At 71.0% G+C, this 8,103-nt stretch carries 9 protein-coding genes and 1 pseudogene; 8 read left to right on the top strand and 2 right to left on the bottom strand.

The window, feature by feature from the left end; translation table 11 throughout:
• A partial coding sequence (locus ACZ7MG_RS27100) for an ATP-binding cassette domain-containing protein (RefSeq protein ID WP_471946161.1) occupies positions 1–477 on the top strand: 477 nt, incomplete at its 5' end.
• The gene (locus tag ACZ7MG_RS27095) at positions 474–1,265 is read left to right on the top strand and encodes an ABC transporter permease (RefSeq protein ID WP_471381277.1); all 792 of its coding nucleotides are present in this window, start codon (positions 474–476) and stop codon (positions 1,263–1,265) included. The genes ACZ7MG_RS27100 and ACZ7MG_RS27095, both read left to right, overlap by 4 nt.
• Before the next feature lie 218 nt (positions 1,266–1,483).
• On the opposite strand, the gene ACZ7MG_RS27090 is transcribed toward ACZ7MG_RS27095, so the two are convergent.
• Both ACZ7MG_RS27090 and ACZ7MG_RS27085 read right to left on the bottom strand, forming a co-directional pair.
• Positions 1,484–2,188, bottom strand: a complete 705-nt coding sequence (locus ACZ7MG_RS27090; RefSeq protein WP_471381275.1) for a TetR/AcrR family transcriptional regulator — start codon at positions 2,186–2,188, stop codon at positions 1,484–1,486.
• A 217-nt stretch (positions 2,189–2,405) separates the two neighbouring features.
• Positions 2,406–2,588 (bottom strand): annotated as a pseudogene (locus ACZ7MG_RS27085) (AMP-binding enzyme); the annotation flags it as partial.
• On the opposite strand from ACZ7MG_RS27085, the gene ACZ7MG_RS27080 reads away from it, so the two are divergent.
• The 6 genes from ACZ7MG_RS27080 to ACZ7MG_RS27055 all read left to right on the top strand — a co-directional run bounded on the left by ACZ7MG_RS27080 (position 2,547) and on the right by ACZ7MG_RS27055 (position 8,068).
• Positions 2,547–4,673 (top strand): S8 family serine peptidase, encoded by a 2,127-nt coding sequence (locus ACZ7MG_RS27080; protein ID WP_471381272.1) that lies wholly within the window; start codon positions 2,547–2,549, stop codon positions 4,671–4,673. The pseudogene ACZ7MG_RS27085 and the gene ACZ7MG_RS27080 sit on opposite strands and share 42 nt — an antisense overlap.
• Positions 4,674–4,765: 92 nt before the next feature.
• A complete protein-coding gene (locus tag ACZ7MG_RS27075) occupies positions 4,766–5,218 on the top strand; it encodes a hypothetical protein (protein ID WP_471381271.1) in 453 nt (150 codons plus the stop codon).
• A gap of 62 nt (positions 5,219–5,280) precedes the next feature.
• Positions 5,281–5,658 carry a DUF5958 family protein gene (locus tag ACZ7MG_RS27070; RefSeq protein ID WP_471381270.1) on the top strand — a complete coding sequence of 126 codons (378 nt, stop codon included), beginning with the start codon at positions 5,281–5,283 and terminating at the stop codon, positions 5,656–5,658.
• A 138-nt stretch (positions 5,659–5,796) separates the two neighbouring features.
• Complete coding sequence (locus tag ACZ7MG_RS27065; protein WP_471381268.1) at positions 5,797–6,714, top strand: class I SAM-dependent methyltransferase; 918 nt, start codon at positions 5,797–5,799, stop codon at positions 6,712–6,714.
• Between the two features lie 116 nt (positions 6,715–6,830).
• Positions 6,831–7,478 (top strand): RNA polymerase sigma factor, encoded by a 648-nt coding sequence (locus ACZ7MG_RS27060; RefSeq protein WP_471381745.1) that lies wholly within the window; start codon positions 6,831–6,833, stop codon positions 7,476–7,478.
• The gene (locus tag ACZ7MG_RS27055; protein ID WP_471381266.1) at positions 7,475–8,068 is read left to right on the top strand and encodes a hypothetical protein; all 594 of its coding nucleotides are present in this window, start codon (positions 7,475–7,477) and stop codon (positions 8,066–8,068) included. The genes ACZ7MG_RS27060 and ACZ7MG_RS27055 overlap by 4 nt, the downstream gene beginning before the upstream one ends.
• The last annotated feature ends 35 nt before the right edge of the window (positions 8,069–8,103 follow it).

The following is an 8,103-nucleotide window of genomic DNA, read 5'->3' as shown; positions in this document are numbered from 1 at the left end:
CTCGACCCCCGCTCCCGCCACAACATGTGGCAGATCATCCGCGAACTCGTCTCCGACGGCGTCACCGTCTTCCTCACCACCCAGTACCTGGAAGAAGCCGACGAACTCGCCGACCGCATCGCGGTACTGAACGACGGCAAGATCGCGGCAGAGGGCAGCGCGGAGGAGCTGAAGCGCCTCATCCCGGGCGGCCACGTCCGCCTCCGCTTCACCGACCCGACCGCCTACCGCGCCGCCGCCTCCGCCCTGCGCGAGGTCACCCGCGACGACGAGGCCCTCGTCCTGCAGATCCCGAGCGACGGCAGCCAACGCGAACTGCGCTCCCTGCTCGACTGGCTGGACTCCGCCGGTATCGAGGCGGACGAACTGACCGTGCACACCCCGGACCTCGACGACGTGTTCTTCGCCCTGACCGGCCCCACCACCGGCCCCGCCGCCGTCACCGTCCCCAACCAGCCCAAGGAGAACGCCCGATGAGCGCCCTCGCCCTCGCCGTCCGCGACTCGAACACCATGCTGCGCCGCAACCTCCTGCACGCGTGGCGCTACCCGTCCGCGTCGCTGAACCTGCTGCTCACGCCGATCATGATGCTGCTGCTCTTCGTCTACATCTTCGGTGATGTGATGAGCGCGGGCATAGGAGGAGGCGGCGCGGATCGCTCCGAGTACATCGCCTACATCGTGCCGGGCATCCTGATGATGACCGTCGGCAGCACCGTGATCGGGGCGGCGGTGTACATCTCCATGGACATGTCGGAGGGGCTCATCGCCCGCTTCCGGACCATGGCGGTCCACCGCTCCTCCGTGATCATCGGGCATGTCGTCGGCAGCGTGCTGCAGTGCATCGCCAGCGCGGTCCTCGTCGGTGCTGTCGGCGTCGCCATCGGCTTCCGGTCCACAAACGCCACGGTCCTTGAGTGGCTGGCGGCGTTCGGGCTGCTCGTGCTCTTCTCGCTGGCGCTCACCTGGATCGCGGTCGGCCTGGGTATGGCCAGCCCGAACGCGGAGGCGGCCAGCAACAGCGCGATGCCGCTGATCCTTCTGCCGCTCATCTCCAGCGCCTTCATCCCGGCCGACACGATGCCGGGCTGGTTCCAGCCCATCGCCGAGTACCAGCCCTTCACCCCCGCCATCGAGACGCTGCGCGGTCTGCTGCTCGGCACCGAGATCGGTAACGACGGCTGGATAGCGATCGCCTGGTGTGTCGGCCTGACCGTGCTCGGCTACCGGTGGTCGACGGCCCAGTTCAACCGCGACCCCAAGTAGCGGCCACCGCCGCGACGCCGGCACAGGCCGCGCCGGCCGCCTCCCGCAGGGGTCGCGTGTGAGGGCGGCGTACTCCGACATCGCGTCGGGGGACGCCGCCCGGCCGACGTGCTCGCGAGGGAGGCGTTCGTCGTCCGGCGGTCACCGCCAGGGGACTGATGGCCCTTCAGGAAGGCGTCGGCGTCGAGGCCGTGCACGTCGATCGCCTCCGCAGCACGCTACGGCCGTTCGGTCAGGGCTTCGTCGGGCACGGGGGCGTCCGCGGCGGGGCCGGCCGTGGAGCCCTCCGGCCGGGTCACCAGTCGTACGAGATCCGTCCAGGTGGACTGGAGGCGCTCGGTGGACACGGCGTGTTCGCGGCCCAGATAGTCCGCGGTCTCGAAGGTCGTGTAGGCGAGGAGGGCGTGGGCCAGGAGGTCGTGGTCCGCGTCGACTCCCGCGTCCCGCAGCAGGGTCGCGACGTGGCGGTGGAAGGCACGCCCCGTGTCGGAGGCGTTGCGGTTGCGCAACTGGAGTCGGCGGGCCAGGGACGCGCCGAGGTCGTCGGCGGCGGCGATACGGGCGATCAGGGTGCATCCGAAAGCCGTCAGCCGGTCCGCCGCCGGAGCCCCCGGGCCCAGAGGCGGAGGGCCGCAGAGGTAGGCCTCGTGGAACTCGGCCTCGACCTCGTCGAGCAGCGCGCGCAGCAGGCCGTCGCGGTCGCCGAAGCGGCGGAAGAGGGTGCCCTTCCCCACGCCCGCCTCTTTCGCGACCGCTTCCATGGTCATGTGCTCCGTGCCGCACTCGACGACCAGACGGCGGGCGGCCTCCAGCAGCCGGGCCCGGTTGCGGGCGGCGTCCAAGCGTTCGGTGGAGCACGGCTCTTCGGCCCGTTCGAGGTCGGCGCGTTCGACGTCGGCGGCGATGCCGTCCGGTGCTGCCATCGACCTTCTCCCGTCAGGCGTACGCACCGCTGTCGTCGGCGAGAACGAGGTCCCGGACTCCTCCGGGGGTGCGCGGCCGACGGCCCAGGTTAGCGGGGTGCGGGGGCGCCGGGATGCGACCGCGGTCCCGGTCCGCATCGGCTGATGGGACTAGGACCCGGTGTGGCCGGGGGCCTGGTGAGCGACCGCCGGTCGGCCGATCAGCGTTCCGGGCGGGTCAGTTGACGTTCCGGCCGTGACCGGCCCAATAGGGCTCCCGCAGCTTGAACTTCTGGATCTTTCCGGTCGCCGTCCGCGGAATCGCGTCGCGGAACTCCACGCTCGTCGGGGCCTTGTACCCGGCCAGCCGCTCCTTGCAGTGCGCGATGATCTCCGCCTCGCTCACCGCCGCTCCGTCGGCGCGGCGAAGGCCGCCGAGGGCGTGGAGGGCACCCCGGCCGTTCCGGGCTATGTGTCGATGTCCGGTACGTCGATGGCGACCCCGCACGTGGCCGGCGCGGCGGCGATCCTCGCGCAGCGGCACCCGGACTGGACCGGTGAGCGCATCAAGCGGGCGCTGACGTCCTCCGCCGAGCCGGGCGCCGGTCTGTCGCCGTTCCAGCAGGGCACCGGGCGGACCGACGTGGCCCGGGCGATCACCCAGACCGTCGTCGGCGAGCAGGCTTCCGTGAACTTCGGTACCCAGCTGTGGCCGCACGCCGACGACAAGCCGTCGACCAGACGGATCACCTACCGCAACGACGGCGCGGAGCCCGTCACCCTCGACCTGTCGACGGAGACGACCGGGCCGAAGGGCAAGCCCGCACCGGCCGGTTTCTTCACCGTCGGCGCCGACCGGGTGACCGTCCCGGCGGGCGGCAGCGCGGGCGTCGACCTCACGGCGGACACCCGGATCGGCGGCCAGGACGGCGTGTTCGCCGGGGTGCTCGTCGCCAGGACGGCCGAGGGCGGGCGGAGCGTGCGCACCTCCTTCGCCGTGCGGCGCGAGGCGGAGGCGTACGACCTCACCCTCAAGTACGTCGACACCGAGGGGAGGCCCTCGCGGTCGGGGACGCTGGTCCTCGGTCAGACCGCCGACCTCCAGCTGAACCCGTACGACGCCGACGGCGACGGGGTCGTCAGGGCGCGTGTGCCGAAGGGCACGTATCTGCTGGAGACGCTGGTCCAGACGCCCAAGGGGGCGGGGTCCGCGGCGCCCGGCATCGCGCTGATGGTGCAGCCGAAGCTCGCCGTCGCCAAGAACACGACGGTGACCTTCGACGCGCGCAAGGCCAAGCCCGTGCGCGTCAGTGTGCCGGAGTCCGCCAGGAGTGTGCAGACGTTCGTGAAGTACTACCTGGAGACCGACGCGTTCGGTTACGGCTCGGTCTGGCAGTCGAACTCCTTCCAGGGGTTCCGCACCGGTCATGTGGGCGGCACCCTGCCGGCGAAGGAGTTCAGCTCGCAGATCGGTGGCACCTGGCAGAAGCGCGGTACGAGTACGACGTACAACCTCGTGTACGACCGCGCGGGTTCGCTGCGCACCGGCCTCACCCACAAGGTCGCCAGGAGTGAACTCTCGCTGGTGAACCTGAGGATTGGATCGTCCGTCAAGAACCGCCGGGGCGCGATCAGTCCGACCTGGGAGACGGGCTCGGGGGTCGGGTACGAGACGGTCAGCGAGCCGTTCGCGCTGCCGGCCACAGCGAAGACCTATGTCAACGCGGGCAAGGGGGTCAAGTGGGGGTTCAGCGTCGGGCAGTACCGGCCCGGAGCCGGCGAGACGCTCGATGTGATCCTGTCCGACAGCGGGCCCAGGACCTACCGGGCCGGGACGACGTACACGCGGACGTTCAACGTCGGTGTGTTCAGTCCGAAGATCGACGAGTACAACACCGCGCGGCGCTGGGGCAATGAACTCAGCTTCTGCATAGGGGAGTTCGCGGACGGCTCCGGCAACGTCGGCGAGTCGGTGACGACGAGGCAGCGGACCGTCGCCACGGTCGACGGCAAGAAGCTCGTGGACACGGCGGGGCCGCTGTGCGAGGACGTCGGCGGGTTGCCGTCCCGGTCCGCGACGTACCGGATCACCACGGACGCGACCCGCTCCACCGAGGTCGCCGGTGTCACCACCCGTCTCGTCGCGGCCTGGACGTTCACCTCGAAGAGGGCCACGGGCGACGAGTACACGGTTCTCCCACTCTCCTCGGTCCGCTTCACCCCGAAGCTGAGCCTGTCCAGCACCGCCCCCGCAGGCCGCAAGCTCACCGTCCCCCTCACCCTCCAGGGCCCCGCCGCCAAGAGCCTCAAAACCCTCTCCGTCCACGTCTCCTACGACGGCGGCAAGAAGTGGTCCAAAACCCCGGTGACCACGAAGAAAACCAACCGAACCCTCACCCTCAACCACCCCAAGAAAGCCAAGTCGGTCTCCCTCAAGGCCAAGCTCACGGACAAGAACGGCAACACGTACTCCGTCACCGTCCTGAGGGCCTACCTCCTCAAGTGACACCGGCCCCCACCACTACCGCACCCGCTTCCCACCTCCCGACAGAGGAAAAGCACGTGCCGGGCCGCCAACCGCGGGGGCAGGATGCACACATGTCGACCGAAGTCAGCGGGACGATCGAGTGCCGCCCGGGTGCCCGCCTCTGGGGTCCCGAGGACGAGGACTCCCTGTGGCACACCGCCATCGACCTCTTCCTCCTCAACAACGGCAATGCCTACGACGCCCTCGGCTGCCTCTTCGGTGTCCGCAACCACTGCGGCTTCCGCCCCCTGGCCGAGGGCCGTGGCCTTCCGACCGACGTGTCCGAGGGCCTGCGCGCCGAGTACGAGGCCTATGGCAGACACCCCGACGTCCACGGCACGACGTGGATCACATGGGCCGAACTCGCCGCCGCCGACTGGCAGGAGACGGACGGCTCCGGCACCCGCAGCCGGGAGGTGGTCGCCGGCGCCGCCACCCGCTGGGGACCCGTCTGGACCGTGATGCGCACACTCGGCGAACTCCATGGAGGGGACCATGTACGGCTTGTGGTCTGGTTTCACTGACTGGGGATCGCCGACGGCGTCCCGCTGGTTCTGTGGGGGCGGTCATGAGTGGGCGGGATGTCATGGTGAATGAGCTTGCTCAGGGGCTGCGGTCGATGGTGGAGGGGATCGACTGGTTCGATGGGCTCGGTGGGGAGGAGCAGGCGGAGACGCTGATGTTTCTGCGGCATTACTGCGTGCAGGCGCGGGTCGTGGACGCGGACGGTCCGGAGGGGGTACGCCTCTCCGGGCTGCGGCCGACGCACACGCCCGCCGTCCTCGTCACCCGTGGCCCGATCGAACAGCAGCTGGGGAAGATCATCGCTCTCACCCCACGGGACGAGCGCCGGAAGGCGTTCCGGCTGCTGGTCGCGCTGCTGGGGATCGCCGACGGTCGACGGCGCGAGCGCTTCTGTGCCAGTGGGTGCGGTCACTGGTGGCACGAGCTGCCCACCGCGTAGAGGATGGATGAGGGGGAAGGCGTCCTCGGGTCGGCCAGCCCTCCACACACACGCATCCCCCACCGAGTGATGAGGTCCGGCCATGCGCACATACGACGACCCGCCGGCGTCCTCTCTCGGCATCATGCCGAGGGCGACGTGACCGAGGCGGCGCGCGGGGGCGGGCCGGGTGAGGGGCGTTATGGGGAGGCCGTCTTCCGTCCGGAGCGGGCCGGTGAGGGTGTGCGGATCGATTACGGCGCCCTCGCCTACGACGACGTCACGATGGCGCGGCTCCGGGCGCTCGGGGTCGGCCCGGGGTGGCGCTGTCTTGATGTGGGGGCCGGCACGGGCACGGTGGCGCGGCGGCTGCTGGGCGAGGGTGGGGTCGAGAGGGTGCTCGCCGTGGACCGCGACGTACGGTTCCTCGCCGCGCGCCCCGTGCCCGGGCTCGACGTGCTGCAGGCGGACATCACCGCCCCGGGCTTCTCCCCCGGCCGCTTCCGGCTCGTCCACGCGCGCTTCGTCCTGATGCACCTGCCCGAGCGCGACCGGCTGATCGCGGCCCTGGCCGAACTCGTCGCGCCCGGTGGCGTACTCGTGCTGAGCGACGCGATCGACCCCACGCGCGACACCGGCTCGGCGGACCTCACCCAGCCGGTGGCCCCGCCGAAGCCGGTGACCCCGCCCGGGCCGACGCGCGGCCGGGCGACGCCCGCAACGCCCGCGACGCCGTACGACAAGGCGATGCGGGCGATGTGGCAGGGGCTGCGGGCCACCATCGGCACCGATGTCTCCTGGGTACCGTCGTACCCGCGGCTGCTGCGTGCGGCGGGGCTCGTGTCCGTGGCCGCCGAGGTCAATGTGCCGCCCCTGCTGCCGGGGAGCCCCCTCAGCCGCTTCTGGGCCGACACCTGGGAACGGAGCAGAGCGGCGATGGTCGCGACCGGCCTGGTCGACGACTCGGCTGTCGACGGGGCCATCCGCTACCTCGACTCCGACGAGTGCGCCGCGCTGTCGGCCGGCATGCTCACCGCCTGGGGCCGCAAACCGGGGCGAGATCGTCACCGACGATGACGCGGCCCCGCCTGTAACGCTTTTCGTGTCTCCGTCCAAGAACAAGTGACACCTTGGGAATCACACGCCCCTCCGGCGACGCGGACCGGCAGGTTCCCGACGAGAAGGAGACGCCTGTGGACGACGCGGAACGGTTACGGAGTGGGCCCGCCGAAGCGGTACGCGACCCGCGGCTCTTCGAGGAGTTCTACCGGCGCCACGTGGACGCGGTCCTGCGTTTCGTGGCCCGGCGGGTCGACGACCCGCACACCGCGGCCGACCTGACGGCCGAGATCTTCCTCGCCGTCCTCGACTCGGCCCCCTCCTACCGGCCACGCCTCGGCAGCGAGACGGCCTGGCTGTACGGCATCGCACGCAATGTCGTGTCGTCGGAGCGCCGCCGGGTGGCCCGCGAGACGGAGCACCACCGGCGGATCTCCGGGCGCCGGCTGCTGGAGGCCGACGACATCGCCCGGATCGAGGACCGGATCGACGCGGAGAGCCCCGGGCGGCGCGCCCTGGCGGCGCTGGCGAGGCTGCCGCACGGTGAGCGGGCCGTCATGGAACTGATCGTCGTGGACCAGCTCACGGTCACGGAGGCGGCGGCCTCCCTCGGTATCCGCCAGGTCACCGCCCGGGTGCGCCTGCACCGGGCGCGCAAGGCGCTGCGGGCGGAGACGGATCTCCGGCCTCCGGAGCCCAACCCCCCTGCCCCACGCGCGAGTTCTCGCGGACCGGTGTCGCCGGACGCATCGCTGCTGCACGTCGTGAGGGGAGAGGCATGACCACGGGGAACACGTTCGAGGACCGGCTGCTGGGCGAGCTGAAGCGGGAGATCGAACTGCGCGAGGCGCGACGGCCCACTCCTCGACGGCCCACTACTCGATGGCTCAGTCCGCGATGGCTCAGTCCGCGACGGATCGCCGTCGTGGCGGCGGCCTGCGCGGCGGCCTGGCTCGCCTCGGCGGCCCTGCCCGGTTCACCGGCCGACTCGACGGCGTACGCGGTCGAGCGCAACGGCGACGGCAGTGTCCGGCTCACCGTCAAGGACCAGGACATCAGCGTGGTGGAACAACGCGAACTCGCGGAGAAGGTCCGCCCGTGGGGCGTCGCCGTGACGATCGACGTGCTCGCCCCCGGCTACGTCTGCGACCGGAGCCAGGTCACCTCCGCGCTGGCGATGCTCGACCGGCAGGGCAGGCGGGTTCCCCTGATCCCCATGGAGGCCCGCTGGGACGTCACCCTGCGCCGGGGCAACGTGCTGGCCTTCGAGAACACCGAGGGTGACTCCCGGCCGCGCGCGGTCGAGTTCTACAAGACCCCGGACGAGGCCGAACCCTGCGTACCGAGGAAGGTGGCCCTGCCGGACGACTGAGTATCCGGCCCACGTCATGACACCCCCACCCTTCA

This window comes from Streptomyces sp. NPDC107538 (assembly GCF_055657445.1).
The sequence above is the reverse complement of the archived record's forward strand: the minus strand, read 5'-3'. Positions and strand labels throughout refer to the sequence as shown.